Source organism: Christiangramia fulva, from assembly GCF_003024155.1.
Lineage (GTDB): Bacteria > Bacteroidota > Bacteroidia > Flavobacteriales > Flavobacteriaceae > Christiangramia > Christiangramia fulva.
Genome location: NZ_CP028136.1, coordinates 1,327,816 through 1,351,088 on the forward strand (window position 1 = coordinate 1,327,816; position 23,273 = coordinate 1,351,088).

Sequence of the window (23,273 nt, forward strand, 5' to 3'; positions counted from 1 at the left end):
CGATCTCATAATTAAATCAATAAAAATTAAGAAAAAGAAAATTCAATAATGAAAATAATCGTACCCATGGCGGGTCGTGGTTCACGACTTCGTCCTCACACCTTAACCGTCCCTAAACCTTTAATTCCAATCGCGGGAAAACCTATAGTTCACCGATTAGTCGAAGATATCGCGAAAGTGCTTGATGAAAAGATCGATGAGATCGCTTTTATCATAGGTGAAGATTTTGGAGAACAGGTGGAAAAAGATTTGATGAAAATTGCCAATTCTTTGGGTGCTAAAGGCACGATCTATTATCAGGATAAACCTCTTGGAACCGGCCATGCGATCATGTGTGCGAAAGAATCTTTAAGCGGTCCCGCGGTGATCGCTTATGCAGACACTCTTTTTAAAGCCGATTTTGATCTTGATAAATCTGCTGATGGCGTAATATGGGTGAAGAAAGTTGAAAACCCTTCTGCTTACGGGGTTGTTAAGCTAAATCAGAATGGGGAAATTGTTGACCTTGTTGAAAAACCAAAGGAATTTGTTTCAGATCTTGCGGTAATCGGTATTTATTATTTCAAAAATGTTGAAGTCCTGAAAGATGAACTTCAGAACGTGCTCGATCAAAAGCTTACCCGTGGGGGAGAGTATCAAATCAATGACGGTATTCAGGCTATGAGAAAGAATGGCCTGAGATTTGTTCCCGGAAAAGTGGATGAATGGATGGACTGTGGGAATAAAAATGTAACGGTAGAAACCAATGGGCGAATGCTCAAATTCCTTCACCAGGATGGAGAGAAACTGATTTCAGATTCTGTAAAGATCAAAAATGCCGAGATCACCGAGCCTTGCTTTATTGGTGAAAATGTGGAATTGATCAATGTGAAAATCGGTCCGAACGTTTCTGTTGGTGATGGAACGAGAATAGAAAATTCCACTATTAAGAATAGTCTTATTCAAAACGAAGCCGAGATAAAAAATGCCAACCTTGATAATGCGATGATTGGTAATTATGCTAAGTTTGACGGTAATTTCACCCAGATCAGCATTGGTGATTATTCGGTGCTGGAATAAGTAAAATAGATGAAAAACCTGATTCTCATACTTTTTCTGTCGATTTCCGCCTTTTCTTCCGAAGGCCAGGAAATTCCGCAGCCTTTAAAAGATGTGAGTCAGGATGATCTTGGAAATGCCAGCGATGCCTTTCAGGAGCATTTTTTTGAAGCCCTTAAACAGAAAGGAATTGAGAATTATGAAAAAGCCATAAACCAACTTCAGCAATGTCTGAAAATTGACGACACACAAGCGGTGGTTTTTTTTGAATTGGGTAAGAATTATCGGGAACTGGAAAATTACGAACAGGCGATTTCAAATTTTAAAAAGGCCCACGAGCTGGAACCAAAAAGGGAGGCGATCCTGAATTTTCTTTTCCAAACCTATGGGATGACCGAAGATTATGCCGGAGCCATAGAAACGGTAAAAAAGCTCATTCCCATGGATCCTAAATATAAAGAGGATCTCGCCAATCTCTATTTACTCAATGAGGAGTATGATAAAGCACTGAAAACACTGGATGAACTGGATGCTAAATACGGCAGCAATACCTATCGCACTTCCCTGCGCAGGCAAATTTATGCCCGCACAAACAATACTGATGCACAGGTGCAAAATTTAAGGGAAAGCATCGCCAGCAATCCCGATGTTGAACAAAATTATCTCAACCTTATTTATATTTACAGCGACCAGGGCAATGAAGAGGAAGCTTTTAAAGTCGCTCAGGAGCTTTTAAAGACGAATCCCGGCTCTTCCCTGGCTCACCTGGCTCTGTATAAGTTTTATCTGAATAAGGACAATCCGGAAGCTGCAATCGCTTCGATGGATATTGTCTTCGAGAGCGAAGAGATAGACGCAGAGACCAAGTTTAAGGTGCTTAACGATTTTCTGAATTATGTTCAGCAAAATCCAAAGTATGAAGAGCAGCTTATTGAGGCTGCCGGAAAGCTCAAAAACTGGGAGAATACTCCAAAGATCTATGAACAGCTTGGAGAATATTACCTTAAAAAAGGCAATAAAGAGAATGCTTTAAAGTTTTTTGAACTTGGGATTAAAGAGGATCAGGATAATTTCCAGTTAATCAAAAATATCCTCATTTTGCAGTTAGATTTTGCCAGGTTTGAGGAGGCAAAGCTGCTTAGTGAAAATTCCCTCGAAATTTTTCCAACCCAACCGCTCCTGTATTTGTTTCAGGGAGTTGCTTTAAATAAGCTTTCTGAGTTCAAAAAGGCTGAAGAAAAGTTAAAGGAAGGCCTGGATTATCTCGTTGAAGACCGTGAAATGGAAAGTGATTTTTACCTGCAGCTGGCGCTGAGCTATGAGGGAATGAATGAGATGTCTAAAGCGGAAGAATTTCGCAGAAAGGCTGAAAATCTTAAAAAAGAGATCAATTGATGTTACGAAAAGTTACCATATTATTGATGATATCTGTTTTTGTGGTTTCCTGCGGAAGCCGTAGAGGAATAAACCGAAAAATTGCTACCCGGGACGCCGAAGCCGTTTCGGTGATCAGGAAACATTATAAAACCGAGACCGATTTCAAAACTGCTAATGGGAAATTAAGGGCTGTTTATCAAGATGAAAATAAAAGTCAGGCAATAACGCTCACCTTCCGAATGGAAAAAGATAAGGCCATCTGGATGAGTGCCAGTGTCCTTGGATTCCCTGTGGCAAAAGCCTATATCACACCTGAACAGGTGAGCTATTATGAAAAGGTGAACCAAACCTATTTTAAGGGTGATTTTAGTCTGGTAAGCGATTTTTTAGGAACTCCCCTTGACTTTCAGAAACTTCAGAATTTACTGATCGGCCAGGCCATTTATGATCTTCGCGATGAGGAATACGATTTTTCTACCTCACCAAGAGGCTTTCAGTTTGTGGCCGATGATGCGCTTATCAAAAAAATGTTTCTCCTGGACCCGGCAACTTTCAAAGCTCAGGCACAACAACTGGTTCAGCAGCAGGAAAACCGAAGTCTCACCGTGACCTATTCCGACTACCAGAAAGTTGACGGTTTTATTTTCCCTGAAAAAATTAAAATTATTGCCAATGAAGGAGGCGATAATACCAATATTGAACTTACCTATCGTTCTGTAAAATTTAATGAGGACGTGAGTTTTCCTTTTGAAATTCCTTCAGGTTATGAAGAAACCAGTTTAAATTGAAAATTATGAAGCATGTAAAAACGCTTTTCATTTTATTACTGTTTTTCGGAATCGCTTCTTCCCATGCCCAAAGCAAACGTGAGGAACTTGAAAAGCGACGGGTGGAACTTCAGAATGAGATCAGGCGTATCAATGAACTGCGTATTGGTCAGCAAAAAAAGCGGCAGTCGGTCTTAGGACAGGTCGAAGATCTTAATCAGCAGATAAAAAGCACTGAAAATCTTATAAAAGTCACCAATCAGCAGGCAAATTTGCTTACCCGTGAAATAAATACGAATACCAAAAAAATCAGTCAGCTTAGAAAAGAACTTGAAGAATTAAAAGACGATTATGCCCGGATGATCCGTAAATCCTATAAAAGCAAATCGCAACAAAGCAGGATCATGTTCCTGCTATCGTCTAAAAGTTTCCTGCAAGCCTATAAGCGCCTTCAATACATGAAGCAATATACCAACTACCGCAAGAAACAGGGTGAAGAGATCAAAGAGCGTACCCGTGAACTTCAGAAATTAAACGCTAACCTCGCCGAACAAAAGGAAGCCAAGGAAAAACTGATCGCTGAGAACCGTAAGACCAGGGCCCGTTTGGAAGAGAACAGGAAATCGCAGCAGGAATTAATGTCAACCATTAAGAAAAGGGAAGGTGAGTTTGCCGCTCAGATCAGAAAAAAACAACAGGAAATAGATAAAATAGACAGGGCCATTGAAGAAATGGTACGTGCTTCGATAGCCAAAGCCAATGAGGAAAGCGGTTCGTCTTCCCGGGATACTTACGAATTAACTCCCGAGGCAAAAGCTCTGGCAGCCGATTTTGCCAATAATAAAGGGAAATTGCCCTGGCCCGTTAAATCTGGCGTTGTTACCATGCAATTCGGGAAACACCCTCATCCGGTGGTTCAGTCAGCAATGATCAATAATAATGGCGTGCGTATAGATACCGATAAAGGAGGAAAAGCCCGTGCTGTTTTCAATGGGACGGTAAGCGAGGTGCAGGCAGTAAAAGGAGCCAACATGGCCGTTATGGTGCGTCACGGTGACTATATTACCATTTATAATAACCTGCAAAGCGTTTATGTGAAGAGAGGCGATAAGGTGGTGACCGGACAGGAAGTTGGAGAGGTAGCCACCAGTAAAACCACGGGAAAAACCACGCTTCATTTTTTCATTTTCAAGAATACCCAGAAAATGGATCCTGCAGACTGGATCTATCAAATGTAATTTGCCCCAGATTGTGAATAAACCTTTTCTTTTTGGAAGTACCGATTAATCTTTAAAAAGCGCTTTTAGCTCGGTAGCTTCATTAGGTTTCATTTTTCCGGCCAGGACAAGACTTAGTTGTTTTCTTCTTAAGGCAGCGGCATATCTTTCCTTTTCAAGTTTGGTTACCGGTTCCAGTTGGGGAATTTGAACAGGTGTACCGGTCTCATCTACCGCCACGAATGTATAGATCGCTTCATTGGCCTTTGTTTTGCGGCCACTTTCGCGGTCTTCCACCCAAACATCTATAAAGATCTCCATAGACGATTTAAAGGCTCTGGAAACTGCCGCTTCTACGGTTACAACACTTCCTAAAGGGATAGCTTTATTGAAGGCCACATGATTTACCGAAGCTGTAACCACAATCCTTCGGCTGTGACGACGAGCGGCAATGCTGGCTGCGCGATCCATACGGGCGAGTAATTCACCCCCGAATAGATTATTTAAAGGATTTGTTTCACTGGGAAGTACAAGATCGGTTAAGGTAGTACGGGAATCACTCGGTTTTTTGGCCTCCATAGTTGATTTTTTGCAAAAATAAGGCCCCCGATTCGAATTTTCCCGTTAAAAGAGTATTAAAGTTCCTGAACAAGCAACCATGCGGCTTCATTGGTTTTCTTGATCTTATAAAGAGCATTTATAGCCTCCCTTCTGGTTTGATAGCTGGAATAGACCACCTGATGAAGTCCGTATTTATTGGCGCCGATCAAACGGGCTTTGTAACCTTCCTCCTTAAGTTCTTTAACTTTCTTTTCGGCGTTTTCTTCTACTCTAAAAGCTCCGGCCACTATATGATAGTTGCCCGATTGCTTCTCAACCTCGAAAGTTACTGCCGGCAACGGATTGTCGATCACAAAGGTAGCCTCCTGGATTTGTTGCTGCAGCTGGTTTTCTGCTTCCTGCTGCTCCGCAATATTATGCTGGCTTACCTGATGGCTGTAAATATTGAGTCCGGCATAGCCAGAAAGTCCCAGCGCAATAAGACCTATCGCCGCATATTTAAGAATGGAGGTGCGTCTTTTCTCGGGAGTAAACAGCAAAGGCGCTTTTTCCTCGAGTTGAGCCACTTCTTTTTTATAAATTTCCCTTTGAAGTTCAGTCACTCCAAAATTACTAAGCCCATACGAGTGGGTAAGGAAATTAATACTGTTGTTTGGCTCGAATTGAAGTTTATCTTCTTCATCAAGATAAAGTTTGCCAATATGACCAATTTCAGTTTTTTCACCTTTTTCCAGGCTAATTTCGAGATCATAAACAAACTCGCGAACCATGTTCGTAGCCGCTTCATACGAAACACCCTGCACTTCGGAAATATAATTCGCAAGCAAACCATCATTTCTTAAAAGCTGGCGGTTAAATGAAATTAACTTTTTAGGCGGAAAGAACTGCCCTGTTTTTTCATCGATATAAGCCGATTGTTTTTGAGAAAGAAAGGCTCCGAAACCTGGCAGAACCACGCATTCGTATCGGTATAATAAATCCTGGATGTAGCTGGCTATATTCATTGAAGGCAAAAATAGAGGTTTAGGTCTAAGGCTAAAGTTACCCAAAGAATTTTTATTAACAAATCTTTTTTTCTGTAATTTTGATCAAATTGGCCGGATGAATTCTGAAGATTTACTTTACACCTTAGCGCTGCAACATATTCCAAATCTGGGAGATACAACGGCCAAAAAATTGATTCGGCATTTCGGAAAAGCCGAAAATATCTTCAAAGAAAAGAAAAGCCGTCTTCTGAAAATAGACGGCATCGGCCAGCTTCGCATTAAAGAATTAGGCAGTTCTGAGCATTTCAAAGCGGCAGAATCTGAAATAAAATTCATCGAAAAAAATCACATCAACACTCATTATTTTCAGGAAGAAAATTATCCGCAAAAACTGAAACACTGCCTGGACGCTCCAATTTTATTGTTTTCAAAAGGAAAGTTTGATCTGAAGAATAAAAAGATCCTCAGTATCGTCGGAACGCGGCAGATCACCGTGCATGGAACTCAGTTTTGCGAAAAACTTATTGAAGATCTGGCCGTTATCGATCCTGTGATCATTTCGGGATTTGCTTATGGCGTAGATATTACCGCTCATAAAGCGGCCGTCAAAAACGGACTCCAAACCATTGGCTGCCTGGCGCACGGCCTGAACCAGGTTTACCCGAAAGCGCATAAAAAATATGTAAACCAGATCGAAGAGAATGGTGGCTTTTTCACCGATTTCTGGAGTACCGATAAATTTGATCGGAATAATTTTCTAAAAAGGAACCGAATTATTGCAGGTTTGAGCGAAGCTACGGTGGTTATCGAAAGCGCTGAAAAAGGTGGCGCACTTGTGACGGCCGATATTGCAGCTTCTTATGATCGGGAGGTTTTCGCGGTGCCCGGAAGGCCCGGTGAAAAATACAGCATTGGCTGTAATAACCTGATAAAATCTCAAAAATCACATTTGCTTACTTCAGCGGCTGATCTTTTGTATATTTTGAACTGGAATATCGAAGACAGGCCGGCAGCAGTCCAAAAACAGTTGTTTTTTGAACTGGAGGAAGACGAACAGAAATTATATGATTTTCTAAAAGACAGAGGAAAGAGTGAATTGGATGTACTCGCTTTAAACTGTCATTTTCCAACCTTTAAAACCGCTTCGATTTTACTCAATATGGAATTAAAAGGAGCCATCAGGCCCTTGCCGGGAAAAATGTTTGAAATTATTTAATATCCGGCTTTTGCCCGCACTTTCCCTAAAACAACATCAGCTACTTTTTTTGCTTTTTTCGCTCCAACTGCGAGGGCTTTATCTACCTCCTCGAGATTATTGATGAAATATTCATATTTCTCTCGGGGTTCAGAAAATTTTTCTTTGATCAGTTCGAAAAGCGCTTGTTTGGCATTTCCATAGCCGTAACCACCAGCCTCATAATTCTTTCGCATTTCTGTGATCTGCTCTTCACGGGCAATTAGCCTGTATAAAGCAAAAACATTGCAGGTATCGGGATCTTTGGGCTCTTCCAGAGGTGTACTGTCTGTCTGGATTCCCATGATCTGTTTTCTCAGTTTTTTATCTGTCTGAAAAATATTGATGGTATTCTGCTTGGATTTGCTCATTTTTTCACCATCGGTTCCCGGCACATACATGGTTTCCTTTTGCACTTTGGCTTCCGGAATTACGAAAACCTCGCCCATTTTTGCATGGAACCTTGATGCCACATCGCGGGTCATCTCCAGGTGTTGTAACTGATCTTTTCCAACCGGAACAATTTCAGCGTCATAAAGCAGAATATCTGCAGCCATTAGCATGGGATAAGAGAAAAGTCCGGCGTTCACATCTTCGAGGCGATCAGCCTTATCTTTAAAAGAATGCGCCAAAGTTAGCCTTTGATAGGGAAAAAAGCAGCTTAAAAACCAGGTAAGCTCGGTAACCTGAGGGATATCGCTTTGACGATAAAACACAGTTCTTTCAATATCCAAACCACAGGCGAGCCATGTCGCCGCCACCGAATACGTATTTTGCCTTAAAGTTTCAGCATCTTTTATTTGAGTAAGGGAATGAAGGTCGGCGATAAAAATGAAAGAATCGTTAGCCGGGTCATTAGCCATTTCAATTGCAGGCATGATGGCTCCCAAAAGATTGCCAAGATGTGGCGTTCCTGTACTTTGGACTCCTGTAAGTATTCTGGACATTGGCTTGTGATTTTTCCTGCAAAGGTAAATTTTTTATGGAATTCAATCGGTTCATTTTAGTACTTTTGAAGTTATGCGCATTCTCAAATCGGCGGCAATTCTTCTCTGGCGAATCTGGTTTTATATTTTACTGGTGGTGCCGATCGTTATTATGCTCCCGGTGCTTATTGTTTTGACTTCTGCGGAAAGGTTTTATCCTCAATTCTTTATTTGTGCCCGGATTTGGGCGAAAATCATCATTTTTGGGATGGGTTTCAGCGTTAAAACGCTTGCTGAACAGCTGCCGGAAAAACACAAGAGCTATATGTTTGTGGCCAATCACACCTCGATGTTGGATATTATGCTGATGCTCTACGTGATCAAAAGGCCCTTTATTTTCCTCGGAAAAAAAGAACTGGTCAAAATTCCAGTTTTCGGGTTCTTTTACCGGCGAACCTGCATTCTTGTTGACCGAAATAATCAGAGAAGCAGGAAGGAGGCTTTCACCGAAGCACAGCGACGCCTGGAACAGCAAAACAGCATTTGTATTTTTCCCGAAGGGGGCGTGCCTGATGATCTTTCCATTGTTCTTGATACTTTTAAAGACGGCGCCTTCCGCCTTGCCCTGGAGCATCAAATTCCCATCGTGCCCTTAACTTTTCACGATACGAAAAAAAGGTTTTCTTATAAATTCTTCACTGGCGGGCCCGGGAAATTAAGAGTGAAAATTCACAAATTCATCTGTACTGAAGGAATGGAATTAAAAGATCGCCGAATGCTAAAAGAGAGAACCAGGAAGGTGATCCTTGATGAATTACAGAGTCCTTCGGTTTATTAAAATTTTAGGGTGATACCTGAATAAATTCCAAAATTCACCGGCTGCACACTTTGGACATTATTAAAAGTATTCAACTGATATTTAAAAATTGGCTCTAAACTTAGGCTGAATAGATCGTTTAGATCATAATCCATTCCCACGCCAATATTGGTGCTAAAACTTGTTGAATTGATATTATTTGCCTTGCCCAGACGGGTATTGGTATTTCCCGAAACCAGATCCACGCGGTTCTCGTCAAGGAACAAAGTACTCGCACCGCCAATGAGGTTCAGTCCAAATTTTGTGTCGATCAGGGCATATTCCAATTCCAGCGGCACTTCGATAAAACCGAATTCCTGGTTGATCTCACCGGGTGTGAACAAAGGAGCTGCCAGAAAACTTGAAACGCTCGCGGTATTGAAGGAATTCGACGGATTATTGCCACGAATCGCAAAGACCTCCCCTGATGAATTGATATTCGCGAGTCCGCCGGAAATGGCGACTGGTGAATAAGAAATATCCTCTACGGTCTGATTCACATTGATCTTGCTGATACCAGTCCTGATTTTAATTTTTTCTGAAATTGCATAGGCCACTTTTACGCCGTATGAAACGGTCACATCAGAAACCGAATTGTTATTTGCCAATTGCGAAGAAAGCTCATTTCCGCTTCCCAGGTTTTTGTAAAAAATAGGAGCCGCAAAAGTTGAAAGGCTGAGCCTTTTGGTGTTGGTTTCAGCAAGCTCTTCATCAGATTTTTCGTTTTTCTTCTCAAGCTCCGCCAGAGCATTTTCTGAAGGCATATTATTTTCTACAGAATCTTTCGAATTTTCGACATTTTCAGCGATCGCTCCGGAAACAGAAGGCTTATTTACTGCTCCCGGAGGATCAACTAATTTCTCCTTTTCACTATTTTCTTCCTGATTTTTGCTGGTATGGACATTTTGAGTTGCAGCAATGCGCTGGTTTTTTTCCTTTTCGGAAATTTTTTCCTTTTTATCTGAAATTTGTCCAGTTTCAGAATTAGGTTTTAATTCATTTTTATTTTCCTCCTGATCATTTTGGGCAACAACCGAAGTTTTTTCGGAAGAATTAAAGTTGTTTTTTACTTCTGGAGGTTCCTTATTTAATTTTCCCTCATCTTCAGAATTTGAAATGGCAGAACCTGACTGGGAGCCCGGTTCTTTATCTGATTTTAATGAATTCTCAGAAGGCTGTTCTACAATTGAGGGGGAAATTGAACCATTCGCAGGTTCATCGGTAAATAAAAATCCTGCGATTACAATGGCGATAACGGCAGCAACGCCCGCTATTTTAAACCAAAGCGGAATAATTAAAGGTTTTTTATCATCCTTTTTATCAAGTTCTGAAGCGATCTTGTCCCACATACCGCTGGGTGGATTGGCTTCAAAATCCTTGAATTTCTCCTGAAAGATCCTATCTATGTGTTTTTTTTCTTTCATGATGATTGTGCAGAATTTTGCCTTTCACGGCTTTCTTCAATTTTTTCTTTTAAGGCCATTCTTGCGCGTGCAAGATTAGACTTGGAAGTGCCTTCAGAAATATTCATCATTTCTGCAATTTCCCGGTGTGAATATCCGTCCAGTACGTATAAACTGAAAACCTGTCGGTAGCGATCGGGCAGAGCCTGTATACATTGAAGAAGAAAATTGATTTCAAATTCTTCTTCTTCAACTTCAGGATCTTCTTCTTCGATTTGCGCTTCATTGCTCAGGCTATAGACTTTTTGTTGTCGGTATTTCTGAAGGCAGGTATTAACCATCACACGCTTCATCCATCCCTCAAAAGAACCTTCTTCTCTGAACTGTTTGATCTTATTGAAAATTTGCACGAACCCATCCTGTAAATTATCCTCTGCCTGTTGCCTGTTTTCTGAATATTTAAGGCAAAGGCCGAACAGCTTAGCCGCATATAAACGGTAAAGCTGTTCCTGTGCATTGCGGTTCTCCTTCCTGCACTGATGGATGAGTTCGTGTAAACTCACTAATAGTGATCTGTTTTAAATTTCAGATTAAGCTCCGGTATTAGTATTATCTACCACCGGAACAGTGACTTTATCATATAAAGATTGACCGGTTGAATCTTTCCCGATCCAGAAATTGAATTCATATTCTCCATCTTCATCGATCAGAATAGTGAATTTACTGGTTCCGGTATCTCCTTCGGAAGATTCATCACAAGTGCCGCTTAGATTTACCAGGCTTATGGCTCCAACATAGATTTTTCTTCTTTGTTCTGAGGAGCTTCCTGCCCTTCTGGCATCTAATGAATTAAAAGCGTAACATTGGTTTGGAAGCTCATACGTTACATTCACTTCATAGGTTTTGCCTTTTTCAAAAGATTCAGGGAGGTCATTCCCGGTAATAGCAACAAGATCGTAAGCTACATTTGGGCCTGATTCATTATCGATTGAACATCCTGAAAGGAGGATTACTGACATTAATACAAAAACGATTTTTTTCATAAATTTTTATTTTGCTTTTGTACTGTAGATGCAATAGACTCAAAAAGGTTGCGTAAAGATCAAAAAAAATCCCCGTGAAGGGGATTAGATTTTTATTCCTGAGTGATCTTAATAGCCTCCTTGATTTTGGTTTCAAGTTCATCCATTAGATCAGGATTATCTTTCAGCAATGCTTTTACCGCATCCCGGCCCTGGCCGAGTTTAGTGTCTTCATAGCTAAACCACGAGCCGCTCTTTTTTATGATCTCGTATTCCACGCCTATATCGATGATCTCACCGATCTTGGAAACTCCCTCACCATACATAATGTCAAATTCGGCAGTTTTGAATGGTGGAGCTACTTTGTTCTTCACAACTTTCACGCGGGTCTTGTTACCCATAACGTTATTGCTGCTGTCTTTGATCTGGGTGGATCTTCTGATATCAAGGCGAACAGAAGCATAAAATTTAAGTGCGTTACCACCGGTAGTGGTTTCCGGATTTCCAAACATCACACCGATTTTCTCGCGGAGCTGGTTGATGAAAATTACCGTACAATTTGTCTTACTTATTGAAGCGGTTAACTTTCTCAAAGCCTGTGACATCAAACGCGCATGAAGACCCATTTTGGAATCTCCCATTTCCCCTTCGATCTCGCTTTTGGGAGTAAGAGCTGCAACCGAGTCGATCACGATTATATCGATCGCCCCGGAACGGATCAGATTATCGGTAATTTCAAGAGCCTGTTCTCCGTTATCTGGTTGAGAGATGATGAGGTTATCAATGTCTACATGCAGTTTTTCGGCATAGAACCTGTCAAAAGCATGTTCAGCGTCAATAAAGGCTGCGATACCGCCTTTTCTTTGTGCTTCAGCAATTGCATGAAGAGTAAGAGTGGTTTTACCTGAAGATTCTGGACCGTAGATTTCGATCACCCTTCCACGCGGGTAGCCGCCTACCCCCAGCGCAAGGTCAAGACCCAGAGATCCTGTAGAAATCGCATCTACATCTACAATATTCTGATCACTCATTTTCATGACCGTACCCTTGCCGTAGGTTTTGTCCATCTTGTCTAAAGTAAGCTTCAGCGCCTTTAGTTTTGCCTCTTTCTCTTTATCGTTGCTCATGTTGAATTTTATATTGAAATCTATAAATAAGGTCTGCTAAATTACTATAAGTTTTAATGCAATCCAACAAAATTAATTGTCCATTTTTGGAAATATTCCAATTTTATGGAATACTTCTCGCCAGGGCTTCTATGATATCATTAACCTGAAATATTTTGACGAAAGATGTATCTTTGAACACCTCAAAATTTGGTGTATGACCACTATTGGAAAAATAGAGTTAATGGCCCCTGCGGGGAATTTTGAATCGCTCCAGGCGGCGATAGATAATGGCGCAGATTCAGTTTATTTTGGCGTGGAGCAACTCAATATGCGAGCCCGGGCCAGCATAAATTTCACTCTTGACGATCTGCCTGAAATTGTAAAAAGATGTGAAAAAAAAGGGATAAGAACATATCTTACCCTTAACACCATTATATACGATCACGATCTGTCACTCATCAAAACTTTGATAGATAATGCTAAAAAAGCAGGTGTGACCGCGGTAATCGCAATGGATCAGGCGGTGATCGCCTATGCCAGACAGGTAGGTATGGAAATTCATATTTCCACCCAGATCAATATTACCAATATAGAAACGGTTCGATTTTACTCCCTGTTTGCCGATACCATGGTGATGAGCAGGGAATTAAGTTTGCGGCAGGTAAAAAAGATCTGTGAACAGATAGAGAAAGACCAGATAAAAGGCCCTTCAGGAAAACTGGTGGAAATTGAGATTTTCGGCCATGGTGCTTTATGCATGGCGGTTTCCGGTAAATGTTACCTAAGCCTGCATTCTCATAATTCTTCAGCGAACCGTGGTGCCTGTAAACAGAATTGCCGAAAAAAATATACGGTTATCGATCAGGAATCGGGTTTTGAAATAGAGCTTGACAACGAATATATGATGTCCCCGAAGGATCTCTGTACCCTGGATTTTCTTGACCAGGTGATAGAAACCGGTGCAAAGGTTCTTAAGATCGAGGGAAGGGGAAGAGCTCCCGAATATGTTGCCACCGTGATCAAAACTTACAGGGAGGCAATCGATGCTTTTTACGATGGAACTTATTCCGAAGAAAAAGTAACTACATGGATGAAAGAACTTGAAAAAGTCTATAATCGCGGCTTCTGGAGTGGCTATTACCTGGGCCAGAAACTGGGCGAATGGAGCGATGGTTCAGGATCGCATGCTACTCAGAAAAAAGTATATATCGGGAAAGGAGCTCATTACTTTCCAAAAACAGGTATTGGCGAATTCAAAATTGAGGCCTATGATATTAAAGTGGGTGATCGACTTTTAGTGACTGGTCCAACCACCGGAGTGAAAGAATTCGATCTTCAGGAGCTAATGGTAGAGGAGAAGATTTCAGAAAAAGCAACAAAAGGGGATTCCTGTACCATTCCTCTTGATTTCAGGCTGCGCCTTTCAGATAAACTATATAAAATTGTGCAGGTCTAATGGTAGTTGTAACTTTGCAGCGCCAAAAATGCATAGGTTGTAATTACTGTGTGGAGATGGCACCGGGTCAATTTCAAATGTCGAAGAAAGACGGGAAAAGCGTGTTGCTCAATTCCAATGAAAAAAAAGGATTCTTTACGCTTAAGTCTCACGATAACAGTATCTTTGATCCCTGTTTGCAGGCGCAGAAAGCCTGTCCGGTAAAGATTATTACCGCGAAAATTTTATAAAAAATCTTTAACTCTTAAAATATTGGTATAGCATGCAACTGTACAATAAATTAAGCGCTAAGGAGAGAGAAGCTCTTTTAGAAGAGGCCGGTGAAGACAGGCTTACGCTCTCTTTTTATGCCTACGCGAATATCGGAAATCCGCACCTTTTCAGGAATCATCTTTTTATTGCCTGGGACAAAATGGAAGTTTTGGGAAGAATTTATGTAGCTCACGAAGGCATCAACGCTCAGCTTTCGGTTCCTGCAAAACGTTTTCTTGAATTCAAGGAATTTCTTGACGAAATTTATTTTCTGAAAGATGTCCGGCTGAATATCGCCATTGAACATGACCTGAAATCATTTCTTAAGCTCAAGGTGAAAGTTCGGGACAAAATTGTGGCCGATGGCCTTAATGATGAAACTTTTGATGTCACCAATAAAGGTGTTCATGTTGACGCGCTTAAATTCAATGAGCTTATCAATGATCCGAATACCATTTTGGTGGACATGAGAAATCATTATGAAAGTGAAATTGGCCATTTTGAAGGCGCTATCACTCCAGATGTGGATACTTTCAGGGACAGTCTTCCTATCATCGAAGAAGACCTGAAAGAACATAAGGAAGATAAAAATCTCGTTATGTATTGTACCGGCGGGATACGTTGTGAAAAAGCGAGTGCTTATTACAAACACCGCGGCTTCAAAAACGTTTACCAGCTTGAAGGCGGGATCATTGAATATGCGCGGCAGGTTGAAAAATTAAATCTTGAAAATAAATTCATCGGGAAGAATTTCGTTTTTGACCATAGGCGTGCCGAGCGTATTACCGAAGATGTGATCTCCCATTGTCACCAGTGCGGAAAACCCTGTGACACTCATGTGAATTGTGCAAATGAAGCCTGTCATTTGTTATTTATTCAATGTGAGGAATGCGCCGAAAAAATGGATAATTGTTGTTCCGAAAAATGTAAAGAGATACATGCATTGCCTTATGAAGAGCAGAAGAAGCTCCGAAAGGGAAAAGGAAACAGCAATAAGATCTTTAAAAAGGGAAGATCCGAAGTTTTGAAATTTAAGCAGTAGGTTTCTGCTTCGAAATGGCGGTGCCAATTAATATTGGTATATTTACTCGATGAGTGAAAATTCAAAGGCCCGGTTTCCTGGGTAAGAATTTATTTAATTCTTATGCTTTGGGAGCTTAGAGGCTTTGAATTGTGAAATTTTTTACGAACCCCAGGAAGGTGCTGGAATGAAATTTTGAGCTGGAACCGGTTCGATTATCCGAATCAGAAAATATTCAGCTTTCCTCCGGCAGACTTCTCAATATATATAATCTATGGCTTGCAGCAGTTGCTCGACCGGTAAAGACGGTCAGCCGAAAGGATGTAAGAATAACGGTACCTGTGGAACTGACGGGTGCAATAAACTCACTGTTTTTGACTGGTTGTCGAACATGTCTCTTCCGGGAGGTGTGGAACCCTTTGATTTCGTGGAAGTCCGTTTTAAAAACGGACGTAAACATTTCTATAAAAATACCGAAAATTTAAGTCTGAATATCGGTGATATCGTCGCTACTGAAGCCAGTCCCGGGCATGATGTGGGAATGGTTAGCCTTACCGGTGAACTGGTACGCATTCAAATGAAAAAGAAGAAGGAAGATCCCGAATCAGGGGAAATTCTGAAGATTTACAGGAAGGCATCTCAAAAAGATATCGACGTTTGGCAGGAAGCCCGTGACAGGGAAGAAAAGATCAAGCAGCGCGCCCGCCAGATCGCTATCAGGCTCAATTTGAGTATGAAGATCAGCGATGTGGAATTCCAGGGCGATGCCTCTAAAGCCACTTTTTATTATACAGCCGATGACCGCGTGGATTTCCGTCAGTTGATCAAGGAATATGCTCATGAATTCAATACACGAATTGAAATGAGGCAGATCGGACTCCGTCAGGAAGCTGCCAGACTTGGAGGAATTGGTTCCTGCGGAAGGGAATTATGTTGTTCTACCTGGTTAACCGATTTCCGGTCGGTAAGTACTTCCGCGGCAAGATACCAGCAGTTATCGCTGAATCCACAGAAACTGGCGGGACAGTGCGGTAAACTTAAGTGCTGTCTTAACTACGAATTAGATACTTATCTCGAAGCTTTAAAATCTTTTCCAAAAACCGACGTTAAGTTAAAAACCAAGAAAGGAATAGCGGTTTGCCAGAAAATTGACATTTTCAAAGGTTTGCTTTGGTACGCCTATGAAGGGGAATGGATGAACTGGCATAAACTCACTCCTGAACAGGCAAATTTGATCATCGCTAAAAATAAAAAAAGCGAGCAGGTGGGAAGCCTTGAAGAGTATGAACTGGAGATCCAGATCGAAGACAGCAAAAAACCAGATTTCAATAATGTTGTTGGTCAGGACAGTCTTACAAGATTCGATCAGCCAAAGAAACGCCGATCCAGAAAAACTAAAAAACGAAAAAAACGAAAAGGGAATACCTCATCAAAGTCTAAAAATGCGTAGCTCATTCATCGTTTTATTTCTTTTAGGCAGTATTTTGTTTTTTTCGGCCTGTGATAAAAAAAGGGTTTTTGATGAGTACCAGTCGGTAAGAGGCTGGAATAAAGATTCAGTGATTAGCTTTGATCTGGGAACACTTGATACTTCGAAGGTTTACAATCTTTTTATCAATCTCAGGAATACGAATGAATATAAGTATAGCAACATTTTTTTGATTACCAACATGCAGTTTCCCAATGGAAAAGTGATTAGCGATACCCTGGAATATGAGATGGCAAAACCTAATGGGGAATGGCTCGGCACGGGTTTTGGTGATGTGAAGGAAAACAAATTGTGGTATAAGAAGAACGTAAAGTTCGATGAAGCCGGAAATTACCAGGTTAAGATCAGGCAGGCGATGAGAAAGAACGATAGTGTAAAGGGAATTCAGCTGCTTGAAGGCATCACCGATGTAGGCTTCAGAATTGAAAAAACCGAAAAATAATATTTAAGAATTAAATGGCCCAAAAATCGAAAAAAACTAAAAAATCTACGCATAGCAATCGTCCCTATATTATTGGTTTCTGGACATTGTTTGGTATTGGGATACTTTTGGCAATCTTTGTTTTCCTGTTAGCCGGCTGGGGTGCTTTTGGTAAAATGCCGACCTTCGAGGAACTCGAAAACCCTGAAACCAATCTTGCCACTGAGATTTTTTCTTCCGACGGAAAGACACTGGGGAAATATTATAATGAAAACCGGACACCGGTGAAATATGAAGATCTGCCCGAGCATTTGGTGCAGGCATTGGTGGCCACCGAAGATGAACGTTTTTATAAACATGCCGGTATAGATGCCCGCGGAACTTTAAGGGCAGCTGTATTTTTAGGCCAGCGCGGAGGTGCCAGTACCATTACCCAGCAGCTGGCTAAACAGTTATTTACCGAAAATGTTTCAGATAGTTTTACGGAAAGGATCTTTCAGAAGATCAAAGAGTGGGTGATCGCGACCCGTCTTGAGCGCCAGTATACCAAGGAAGAGATCATTACCATGTACTTCAATAAATACGATTTTGTTTACCAGGCGGTCGGTATCCGTTCTGCTGCGAAGATCTATTTTGGAAAAGAGGCTAAAGATCTCAATATCCAGGAGTCTGCCGTTCTCGTTGGAATGCTTAAGAATGCAGCTCTTTATAATCCTGTTCGCCGTCCAGATCTGGTAGAGGCAAGAAGGAATCAGGTACTGGAACAGATGAATCGCAATGGCTATATTTCAGAAAATGAAATGGATTCGCTTCAGAAATTACCGATGAAGATCGAATTTACTCCGGAAGGTCACGACGAGGGAATGGCTACTTATTTCCGCGCTTACCTTCAGGGCTTTATGAAAGACTGGATCGAAAAAAATCCGAAGCCCGACGGCAGTCACTATAGCCTGTACAGAGACGGATTGAAAATATATACCAGTATTGATTCCCGTATGCAGGGATATGCCGAAAATGCCGTGAAAAAACATATTGCGCATTTACAGGAAGAGTTTGATCGACAAAATAAAAATAATCCAACCGCTCCTTTCCGCGATATTGATAAGAGCGAGGAAGAAAATATCATTCAGCAGGCGATGAGAAGGTCTGACCGGTGGTACACTATGAAAGCCGAGGGAAAATCGGAAAAAGAGATCCTGGCTTCTTTTAAAAAACCACGGGAAATGAGAATTTTCAGTTGGAAAGGAGACATCGATACCACCATGACACCCCGGGATTCAATACTTTATTACAAATCTTTTCTTCAGGCCGGATTGATGTCTATGGAACCCCAAACGGGCGAAGTGAAAGCCTGGGTGGGCGGAACCAATTTTAAGCATTTTAAATATGACCACGTAAAACAGGGAAAAAGACAGGTAGGTTCTACATTTAAGCCGTTTGTTTATGCTACTGCAATCGATCAGCTTAAATTCTCACCCTGCGATACGCTTCCTATGAGCCGTTTCACGATCGAAGCGGGCAAATATGGGAATATGAAAGACTGGAGTCCCCAAAATGCAGGTAATGAAGGTTATGAAGGAATGGTAACTTTAAAGGAAGGGCTTGCAAAATCTATCAATACCGTGACTGCGAGGCTTATCGATAAAACCGGTCCGCAACCGGTAATCGATCTTGCCCAGAAGCTTGGAGTAGATGTGAGTAATATTCCTGCAGTGCCTGCAATTGCACTCGGTGTAGCCGATATCAGCCTTTTCGAGATGGTTTCAGCTTTCAGCACTTTTGCCAACCAGGGAGTTTATGTGAAGCCCGTGGTGGTAAACCGCATTGAAGATAAAAACGGAACCGTGCTTTACCAGCACACTCCGGTTACCCGTGATGTGCTGAGTAAGGAAGCTGCCTACGTCACCATTAACCTTTTGGAAGGTGTAACCGAGGCAGGTTCAGGAGTTCGTTTGCGCGGTACCTGGGGCAAAGACCGAATTGATTATAAACGCGCGGTAACAGGTTATCCTTATGATTTTAAAAACCCGATTGCCGGAAAGACAGGAACAACCCAGAATCAAAGTGACGGATGGTTTATCGGAATGGTGCCTGATCTTGCTACCGGTGTCTGGGTAGGCGGGGAAGACCGTTCGGTACACTTTCCTACGATTACCTACGGACAGGGAGCCACTATGGCTTTGCCAATCTGGGGGATGTATATGAAAGATGTTTATGCCGATGATAAATTAGAGGTTTCAAAAGAAGAATTTGAAAAACCTGAAGACTTAAGTATTGAAATAAATTGTGATAACTACGGCCGGAAGAAAACTTCACAATCTTCGGTTCCCGACGAACTTGATTTTTAGGAATTCGTAATTTTTCATGATTTTATTTCAGAAATAGGCAATTTCCATCCTGTTTGCCATTGCAGCCACTGCATTATTTTCGTATTTTCGGGTAAAAATCGGAAATAATGATCATAAAAACGGTAAAGAATGCTCAGGAAGCGCTGGAAGACGTTCGCGATGGCATGACCTTTATGCTGGGAGGCTTCGGTTTATGCGGAATTCCTGAAAATTCCATTTCAGAGCTCAAGCGGCTCAACGTAAAGAATCTCACCTGCATCTCCAATAATGCCGGGGTCGATGATTTTGGTCTCGGACTTCTGCTTCATAAAAAACAGATCGATAAAATGGTTTCTTCCTATGTGGGAGAAAATGCCATTTTCGAAAAGCAAATGCTTAGCGGCGAGCTTGATGTTGAACTGATTCCACAGGGAACCCTTGCTGCACGCTGCCAGGCTGCCCAACAGGGATTCCCCGCAATTTTTACACCTGCCGGATACGGTACCGAAGTAGCCGAAGGCAAAGAAACCCGCGAATTCGATGGTAAAATGTATGTTCTGGAAGAAGCTTTTAAAGCCGATTTTGCCTTTGTAAAAGCCTGGAAAGGAGACAAAGCCGGGAACTTGATTTTTAAAGGTACGGCCCGGAACTTTAATCCGGTGATGTGTGGTGCCGCCAAAATTACGGTAGCTGAGGTGGAAGAACTGGTAGAACCAGGTGAACTGGATCCCAATCAAATCCATATTCCGGGGATCTTCGTGCAACGAATTTTCCAGGGAGAGAATTATGAAAAAAGAATAGAGCAAAGAACGGTTCGTAAAAAATAATTTGAAATTTTCAATGTACCAATGTACCAATGAATCAATGGAAAAAAGGAAGAATATTATTGCTGAGAAATCGATAGAATTTTCTTTGATGGTCATTGGATATTGTGAGGAACTGGAGAAAAATCACAAATATGTTATTTCAAACCAGCTACTTAAGTCGGCAACAAGTATTGGAGCAAATATTCATGAAGCTCAAAACGCTGAGAGTAGAATTGATTTCATTCATAAAATAAAAATTGCTTTAAAAGAACTGGAAGAAGTAAAATACTGGTTATTGCTTTGTGAAAGGGCTCAATCTTATCCTTTTGATCCTGAGCTGAAAAGGAGGGCAGAAGAAATAGGTTTAATTATGTATAAAATTGTGAGTACAAGCAAACGGAATTTAACCAGTAATAATTGATACATTGTTCAATTAATGAATTAGTAAATTAAGATGTTAGACAAAAACGGAATAGCAAAACGCATCGCCAAAGAGGTAAAAGATGGATATTACGTGAACCTCGGGATTGGAATTCCAACTCTGGTCGCCAATTTTGTGCGCGATGATATACAGGTGGAATTCCAGAGTGAAAATGGGATTCTCGGGATGGGGCCCTTTCCCTTTGAAGGTGAAGAGGACGCCGATCTTATCAACGCAGGGAAACAAACCATCACCGCATTGCCCGGAGCGAGTTATTTTGACTCAGCGATGAGTTTTGGGATGATCAGAGGGAAACATGTAGATCTTACCATCCTTGGCGCGATGGAAGTCGCTGAAAATGGCGATATCGCAAACTGGAAAATACCCGGGAAAATGGTGAAAGGTATGGGAGGAGCCATGGACCTTGTCGCTTCCGCGGAAAATATCATCGTGGCGATGATGCATACCAATAAGGCCGGTGAGTCGAAATTGTTGCGAAGATGCACTTTACCTCTTACGGGTGTGGGCTGTGTGACCAAGATTGTTACAAATCTGGCGGTTTTGGAAGTCACCAAGGACGGATTCAAATTACTTGAAAGAGCGCCTGATGTTAGCGTGGAAGAAATAAAGCAAGCTACCGAAGGGAAACTGGTCGTGGAAGGTGAAATTCCCGAGATGAAATTGTAAGAAATCTGCTGAAGTTAAAGATTTCGGCCAATTTAAATTTTGCTTATTTCGGTTTCGTTTAAAAGATTTTCCTGGCGTAGCCTTAAGATCACCTGGGCGATTGCTAAAACGTCCCTTTCGCAGTATTCAACAATTCTGGTCAGGTCTTTTTCTTTATAATAGACTTCGCACACCATCGAGCCATCAATATCTTCTTTTGGAGAAGATATTCCGAGAACGTGGGTTAATAATTTTAAGGAAGTATAGTGTTTATAATCTCCAAATTTCCATAATTCCAGGGTGTCAAGGTGAGGTACTTCCCACGGCTTTTTTCCGAAGAGATCCAGCTTTGCCGGTAAGCGAATTCCATGAATCAGCATGCGCCTGGCGATGTACGGAAAATCGAATTCTTTTCCGTTGTGCGCGCACAAAAGATGGTAAGGCTGGAAGAAATGCTCTTCCAATAAATTGCTGAAATCGCGCAGCAGCTTTTCTTCCTCTCCCTTAAAGCTCGTCAATCGGAAGTTTCGGCTGCCATTCCTGAAACTGAAATAACCTACCGAAATGCAGATGATCTTTCCAAATTCAGCCCAGATCCCTGCCCTGTCATAAAATTCTTCAGGGGTAAATTCATCCTTCCGTTGGTATTTCGATTTATCTTCCCAAAGCAATTTCTTTTCAGCCTCCATTTCTGAAAATTCTGAAAATTCGGGAACGGTCTCTATATCCAGAAAAAGAATGTTTTCCAGATTTAATTTATGAAGCATTTTCCATCATTTTATAAACCTCATCAATATACAGATAAAAGTCTTTATGATGTTTATTTATTTTCTCCCTGATGAGTTCCTTTCCCAGGCGCACGATGATGAGATCATCCTCAGGGATCACAATAACATACTGCCCCAAAACGCCCCGCATATAGAAGATATCCTTGTTTTTATAATCGCTGAGCCAGAAACCGTAGCCGTAGTATGGGGTATCTTCAAAACGGGGATGTATCGCGGTGGCCACAAAGGAAGAATCGAGCAGATGTTTTCCATTCCACTCTCCATAATGCTTAAAAAGCCTGCCGAATTTCGCGAAATTTCGCGCGTTGCTGGCGATACAACAATAGGCTTTTTCCATTCCGTTTTCCCGGCTGTCGATCTGCCATAAACCCTCATCATTCATGCCCATAGGTTTCCAGAAACTTTCACTGAGGTACTGGCTAAGGCTTTTACCGGTTGCTTTTCTAATAATCATTCCAAGCAATTCGGTGTTTCCGCTGAGGTATTCAAAATCTTCCCCGGGTTCTTTTACAACTTCAAGATTGAGGATTCCTTTTTCGATATTTTTCGAGAAATAAGCTCTGGCGGTACTTCCAAAAGGATTAAAATAGCTTTCGTTCCAGTTAAGCCCAGAAGACATGGAAGCCAAATCGCCTATGGTCAATCTCTCATCAAATTGCGGATAGAAATCGGCCACAGGCTGATTGATATTTCTGAGATATCCTTCCTGAATTGCCTTGAACATCAGTGCTACTGTAATGCTTTTGGCCATGGAAAATGAATTCGTCCTGGAAAATTTTCCGTAATCATCAAAATATTTTTCAAACCAGATACTGTCATTTTTAATGATAAGGAATGCAACCGTTTCCAATTCGGCATTCAGGCTGTCCAGGGTTTTGGTAGCTTCAATCTGGTTATAACCTTTCGCTGTGGGCCATTCCTGAATGGTATCGGCATTGGCAATCACATGATTATCGAAGTAGGTGTAATCGTCTATAAAAGCCGTTTTATGACCGGTAAAATAAGTGGTTCTAATTCCTTTGAAAATGTAAGCGTAACCAAAAGCATAGAGCAGAAGGGAGACCAAAAGCAGAAAGGCTATGAAATAAAGGAAAAACCGGAGGAACTTTTTCATATCCTTAAATTACAAT

The 23,273-nt window shown here is 41.4% G+C and carries 24 protein-coding genes; 15 read left to right on the forward strand and 9 right to left on the reverse strand.

Going from position 1 to position 23,273, the window contains the following annotated elements; translation table 11 throughout:
• Positions 1-48 precede the first annotated feature (48 nt).
• The 4 genes from C7S20_RS06115 to C7S20_RS06130 are packed head-to-tail and all read left to right on the forward strand — an operon-like array spanning position 49 to position 4,420.
• Positions 49-1,059 (forward strand): sugar nucleotidyltransferase, encoded by a 1,011-nt coding sequence (locus C7S20_RS06115; RefSeq protein WP_107011653.1) that lies wholly within the window; start codon positions 49-51, stop codon positions 1,057-1,059.
• Positions 1,060-1,068: 9 nt separating this feature from the next.
• Positions 1,069-2,433, forward strand: coding sequence for a tetratricopeptide repeat protein (locus C7S20_RS06120; RefSeq protein ID WP_107011654.1), 1,365 nt, complete (start codon positions 1,069-1,071; stop codon positions 2,431-2,433).
• A complete protein-coding gene (gene lolB1 / locus C7S20_RS06125) occupies positions 2,433-3,203 on the forward strand; it encodes a lipoprotein insertase outer membrane protein LolB1 (RefSeq protein ID WP_107011655.1) in 771 nt (256 codons plus the stop codon). The genes C7S20_RS06120 and lolB1 overlap by 1 nt, the downstream gene beginning before the upstream one ends.
• Before the next feature lie 5 nt (positions 3,204-3,208).
• Positions 3,209-4,420: a murein hydrolase activator EnvC family protein gene (locus tag C7S20_RS06130; RefSeq protein WP_107014115.1), complete on the forward strand. Its 1,212-nt coding sequence runs from the start codon at positions 3,209-3,211 to the stop codon at positions 4,418-4,420.
• Positions 4,421-4,465: 45 nt separating this feature from the next.
• On the opposite strand, the gene C7S20_RS06135 is transcribed toward C7S20_RS06130, so the two are convergent.
• Together C7S20_RS06135 and C7S20_RS06140 are read right to left on the reverse strand one after the other, a co-directional pair.
• Positions 4,466-4,978 carry an acyl-CoA thioesterase gene (locus C7S20_RS06135; RefSeq protein WP_107011656.1) on the reverse strand — a complete coding sequence of 171 codons (513 nt, stop codon included), beginning with the start codon at positions 4,976-4,978 and terminating at the stop codon, positions 4,466-4,468.
• A 56-nt stretch (positions 4,979-5,034) separates the two neighbouring features.
• Entirely contained in the window at positions 5,035-5,964 is a 930-nt protein-coding gene (locus C7S20_RS06140; RefSeq protein ID WP_107011657.1) for an HU domain-containing protein, read from the reverse strand.
• Between the two features lie 97 nt (positions 5,965-6,061).
• Here C7S20_RS06140 and dprA point away from each other — a divergent pair, with 97 nt between their 5' ends.
• Positions 6,062-7,162 (forward strand): DNA-processing protein DprA, encoded by a 1,101-nt coding sequence (dprA, locus tag C7S20_RS06145; RefSeq protein ID WP_107011658.1) that lies wholly within the window; start codon positions 6,062-6,064, stop codon positions 7,160-7,162.
• Here dprA and trpS read toward each other — a convergent pair.
• The gene (trpS, locus tag C7S20_RS06150) at positions 7,159-8,127 is read right to left on the reverse strand and encodes a tryptophan--tRNA ligase (protein WP_107011659.1); all 969 of its coding nucleotides are present in this window, start codon (positions 8,125-8,127) and stop codon (positions 7,159-7,161) included. The two genes, dprA and trpS, sit on opposite strands and share 4 nt — an antisense overlap.
• A gap of 73 nt (positions 8,128-8,200) precedes the next feature.
• On the opposite strand from trpS, the gene C7S20_RS06155 reads away from it, so the two are divergent.
• Positions 8,201-8,944, forward strand: a complete 744-nt coding sequence (locus tag C7S20_RS06155) for a lysophospholipid acyltransferase family protein (RefSeq protein WP_107011660.1) — start codon at positions 8,201-8,203, stop codon at positions 8,942-8,944.
• On the opposite strand, the gene C7S20_RS06160 is transcribed toward C7S20_RS06155, so the two are convergent.
• The 4 genes from C7S20_RS06160 to recA form a co-directional block, all read right to left on the reverse strand.
• Entirely contained in the window at positions 8,941-10,386 is a 1,446-nt protein-coding gene (locus C7S20_RS06160; RefSeq protein ID WP_107011661.1) for a hypothetical protein, read from the reverse strand. The two genes, C7S20_RS06155 and C7S20_RS06160, sit on opposite strands and share 4 nt — an antisense overlap.
• Positions 10,383-10,928 (reverse strand): RNA polymerase sigma factor, encoded by a 546-nt coding sequence (locus C7S20_RS06165; protein ID WP_107011662.1) that lies wholly within the window; start codon positions 10,926-10,928, stop codon positions 10,383-10,385. Before C7S20_RS06165 ends, C7S20_RS06160 begins: the two co-directional genes overlap by 4 nt.
• Before the next feature lie 27 nt (positions 10,929-10,955).
• Complete coding sequence (locus tag C7S20_RS06170) at positions 10,956-11,408, reverse strand: membrane lipoprotein lipid attachment site-containing protein (RefSeq protein WP_159039882.1); 453 nt, start codon at positions 11,406-11,408, stop codon at positions 10,956-10,958.
• Between the two features lie 92 nt (positions 11,409-11,500).
• The gene (gene recA / locus C7S20_RS06175) at positions 11,501-12,514 is read right to left on the reverse strand and encodes a recombinase RecA (RefSeq protein WP_107011664.1); all 1,014 of its coding nucleotides are present in this window, start codon (positions 12,512-12,514) and stop codon (positions 11,501-11,503) included.
• Positions 12,515-12,710: 196 nt separating this feature from the next.
• Here recA and C7S20_RS06180 point away from each other — a divergent pair, with 196 nt between their 5' ends.
• From C7S20_RS06180 to C7S20_RS06220, 9 genes are all read left to right on the forward strand, one after another.
• Positions 12,711-13,952: a peptidase U32 family protein gene (locus tag C7S20_RS06180; protein ID WP_107014116.1), complete on the forward strand. Its 1,242-nt coding sequence runs from the start codon at positions 12,711-12,713 to the stop codon at positions 13,950-13,952.
• On the forward strand, positions 13,952-14,182 hold the full coding sequence (locus tag C7S20_RS06185) for a ferredoxin (protein WP_107011665.1): 231 nt from the start codon (positions 13,952-13,954) through the stop codon (positions 14,180-14,182). The genes C7S20_RS06180 and C7S20_RS06185 overlap by 1 nt, the downstream gene beginning before the upstream one ends.
• 32 nt (positions 14,183-14,214) lie before the next feature.
• Complete coding sequence (gene trhO / locus C7S20_RS06190) at positions 14,215-15,246, forward strand: oxygen-dependent tRNA uridine(34) hydroxylase TrhO (protein ID WP_107011666.1); 1,032 nt, start codon at positions 14,215-14,217, stop codon at positions 15,244-15,246.
• Positions 15,247-15,499: 253 nt separating this feature from the next.
• Positions 15,500-16,675 carry a PSP1 domain-containing protein gene (locus C7S20_RS06195; RefSeq protein WP_107011667.1) on the forward strand — a complete coding sequence of 392 codons (1,176 nt, stop codon included), beginning with the start codon at positions 15,500-15,502 and terminating at the stop codon, positions 16,673-16,675.
• The gene (locus C7S20_RS06200; RefSeq protein WP_107011668.1) at positions 16,668-17,156 is read left to right on the forward strand and encodes a gliding motility lipoprotein GldH; all 489 of its coding nucleotides are present in this window, start codon (positions 16,668-16,670) and stop codon (positions 17,154-17,156) included. Before C7S20_RS06195 ends, C7S20_RS06200 begins: the two co-directional genes overlap by 8 nt.
• A gap of 14 nt (positions 17,157-17,170) precedes the next feature.
• Positions 17,171-19,483 carry a penicillin-binding protein 1A gene (locus tag C7S20_RS06205; RefSeq protein WP_107011669.1) on the forward strand — a complete coding sequence of 771 codons (2,313 nt, stop codon included), beginning with the start codon at positions 17,171-17,173 and terminating at the stop codon, positions 19,481-19,483.
• A 107-nt stretch (positions 19,484-19,590) separates the two neighbouring features.
• Complete coding sequence (locus C7S20_RS06210) at positions 19,591-20,289, forward strand: CoA transferase subunit A (RefSeq protein WP_107011670.1); 699 nt, start codon at positions 19,591-19,593, stop codon at positions 20,287-20,289.
• 37 nt (positions 20,290-20,326) lie between these two features.
• Entirely contained in the window at positions 20,327-20,689 is a 363-nt protein-coding gene (locus tag C7S20_RS06215; RefSeq protein WP_107011671.1) for a four helix bundle protein, read from the forward strand.
• Between the two features lie 33 nt (positions 20,690-20,722).
• A complete protein-coding gene (locus C7S20_RS06220) occupies positions 20,723-21,376 on the forward strand; it encodes a CoA transferase subunit B (RefSeq protein ID WP_107011672.1) in 654 nt (217 codons plus the stop codon).
• A gap of 32 nt (positions 21,377-21,408) precedes the next feature.
• Here C7S20_RS06220 and C7S20_RS06225 read toward each other — a convergent pair whose 3' ends face one another.
• A complete protein-coding gene (locus C7S20_RS06225) occupies positions 21,409-22,122 on the reverse strand; it encodes a 3'-5' exonuclease (RefSeq protein ID WP_107011673.1) in 714 nt (237 codons plus the stop codon).
• Positions 22,112-23,257: a serine hydrolase domain-containing protein gene (locus C7S20_RS06230; RefSeq protein WP_107011674.1), complete on the reverse strand. Its 1,146-nt coding sequence runs from the start codon at positions 23,255-23,257 to the stop codon at positions 22,112-22,114. Before C7S20_RS06230 ends, C7S20_RS06225 begins: the two co-directional genes overlap by 11 nt.
• Positions 23,258-23,273 lie beyond the last annotated feature (16 nt).

Excerpts from the sequence above, each read along its gene's own strand:
- C7S20_RS06115 (WP_107011653.1), top strand. The coding sequence starts at position 49 with ATGAAAATAATCGTACCCATGGCGGGTCGTGGTTCACGACTTCGTCCT.
- C7S20_RS06120 (WP_107011654.1), top strand. The coding sequence starts at position 1,069 with ATGAAAAACCTGATTCTCATACTTTTTCTGTCGATTTCCGCCTTTTCT.
- lolB1 (WP_107011655.1), top strand. The coding sequence starts at position 2,433 with ATGTTACGAAAAGTTACCATATTATTGATGATATCTGTTTTTGTGGTT.
- C7S20_RS06130 (WP_107014115.1), top strand. The coding sequence starts at position 3,209 with ATGAAGCATGTAAAAACGCTTTTCATTTTATTACTGTTTTTCGGAATC.
- C7S20_RS06135 (WP_107011656.1), bottom strand. The coding sequence starts at position 4,978 with ATGGAGGCCAAAAAACCGAGTGATTCCCGTACTACCTTAACCGATCTT.
- C7S20_RS06140 (WP_107011657.1), bottom strand. The coding sequence starts at position 5,964 with ATGAATATAGCCAGCTACATCCAGGATTTATTATACCGATACGAATGC.
- dprA (WP_107011658.1), top strand. The coding sequence starts at position 6,062 with ATGAATTCTGAAGATTTACTTTACACCTTAGCGCTGCAACATATTCCA.
- trpS (WP_107011659.1), bottom strand. The coding sequence starts at position 8,127 with ATGTCCAGAATACTTACAGGAGTCCAAAGTACAGGAACGCCACATCTT.
- C7S20_RS06155 (WP_107011660.1), top strand. The coding sequence starts at position 8,201 with ATGCGCATTCTCAAATCGGCGGCAATTCTTCTCTGGCGAATCTGGTTT.
- C7S20_RS06160 (WP_107011661.1), bottom strand. The coding sequence starts at position 10,386 with ATGAAAGAAAAAAAACACATAGATAGGATCTTTCAGGAGAAATTCAAG.
- C7S20_RS06170 (WP_159039882.1), bottom strand. The coding sequence starts at position 11,408 with ATGAAAAAAATCGTTTTTGTATTAATGTCAGTAATCCTCCTTTCAGGA.
- recA (WP_107011664.1), bottom strand. The coding sequence starts at position 12,514 with ATGAGCAACGATAAAGAGAAAGAGGCAAAACTAAAGGCGCTGAAGCTT.
- C7S20_RS06180 (WP_107014116.1), top strand. The coding sequence starts at position 12,711 with ATGACCACTATTGGAAAAATAGAGTTAATGGCCCCTGCGGGGAATTTT.
- C7S20_RS06185 (WP_107011665.1), top strand. The coding sequence starts at position 13,952 with ATGGTAGTTGTAACTTTGCAGCGCCAAAAATGCATAGGTTGTAATTAC.
- trhO (WP_107011666.1), top strand. The coding sequence starts at position 14,215 with ATGCAACTGTACAATAAATTAAGCGCTAAGGAGAGAGAAGCTCTTTTA.
- C7S20_RS06195 (WP_107011667.1), top strand. The coding sequence starts at position 15,500 with ATGGCTTGCAGCAGTTGCTCGACCGGTAAAGACGGTCAGCCGAAAGGA.
- C7S20_RS06200 (WP_107011668.1), top strand. The coding sequence starts at position 16,668 with ATGCGTAGCTCATTCATCGTTTTATTTCTTTTAGGCAGTATTTTGTTT.
- C7S20_RS06205 (WP_107011669.1), top strand. The coding sequence starts at position 17,171 with ATGGCCCAAAAATCGAAAAAAACTAAAAAATCTACGCATAGCAATCGT.
- C7S20_RS06210 (WP_107011670.1), top strand. The coding sequence starts at position 19,591 with ATGATCATAAAAACGGTAAAGAATGCTCAGGAAGCGCTGGAAGACGTT.
- C7S20_RS06215 (WP_107011671.1), top strand. The coding sequence starts at position 20,327 with ATGGAAAAAAGGAAGAATATTATTGCTGAGAAATCGATAGAATTTTCT.
- C7S20_RS06220 (WP_107011672.1), top strand. The coding sequence starts at position 20,723 with ATGTTAGACAAAAACGGAATAGCAAAACGCATCGCCAAAGAGGTAAAA.
- C7S20_RS06225 (WP_107011673.1), bottom strand. The coding sequence starts at position 22,122 with ATGCTTCATAAATTAAATCTGGAAAACATTCTTTTTCTGGATATAGAG.
- C7S20_RS06230 (WP_107011674.1), bottom strand. The coding sequence starts at position 23,257 with ATGAAAAAGTTCCTCCGGTTTTTCCTTTATTTCATAGCCTTTCTGCTT.